The sequence below is a fragment of the Paracoccus fontiphilus genome, from assembly GCF_017356265.1.
Lineage (GTDB): Bacteria > Pseudomonadota > Alphaproteobacteria > Rhodobacterales > Rhodobacteraceae > Paracoccus > Paracoccus fontiphilus.
In genome coordinates, this window is record NZ_JAFNAW010000174.1 from 1 (window position 1) to 707 (window position 707).

Annotated in this window: 1 protein-coding gene; it reads left to right on the plus strand. The window is 64.6% G+C overall.

Annotation, left to right across the window (positions count from 1 at the left end):
• Window positions 1–707, plus strand: a 707-nt coding sequence (locus tag J0F76_RS20730) for a Mu transposase domain-containing protein (RefSeq protein WP_423227388.1), incomplete at both ends; no start/stop codon positions are given.

Here is a 707-nt window from a genome sequence, read left to right on the forward strand (position 1 = left end):
ATGCGCACGGCGGTGGACCGTGTCGGTCGCGGCAAGGAGCGGCAGGTCAACCTCCGCTTTCTGGCCATGACGAACCACTATGTCTTTGAGCCGGAGTTCTGCAATCCTGCCGCAGGCTGGGAGAAGGGACAGGTCGAGAAGAACGTTCAGGACTCCCGCCGCCAGGTCTTGCAGGAGATGCCGGGCTTTTCCGACCTTGCCACGATGAATGCCTGGCTGGAACAGCGCTGCCTGGAGGTGTGGCAAGAGACCCCGCACGGCACGCTGCCCGGCACCATCGCCGATGTCTGGGCTGAGGAGCGGGCTGCGCTGATGCCGTTGCCGCCCGCCTTTGACGGCTTCATCGAGCTCAGTAAGCGTGTCTCGCCCACCTGCCTGATCAGCTTCGAGCGCAATCGCTACAGCGTGCCGGCATCCTTTGCCAACCGGCCTGTCAGCCTGCGGATCTACCCGGACCGGCTGGTCATCGCCGCCGAGGGCAACATCCTGTGCGAGCATGGCCGCATCATCCAGCGCAGCCACAAGCTGCCACCGCGGACGATCTATGACTGGCGGCATTATCTGGCCGTTCTCCAGCGCAAGCCTGGTGCGTTGCGCAATGGCGCGCCCTTTGCCGAGTTCCCGCCTGCCTTCCGGCAGTTGCAGGAGCAGATGCTGCGCAAGCCCGGCGGCGATCGCGAGATGGTCGACATCCTTGCCCTGGTTCT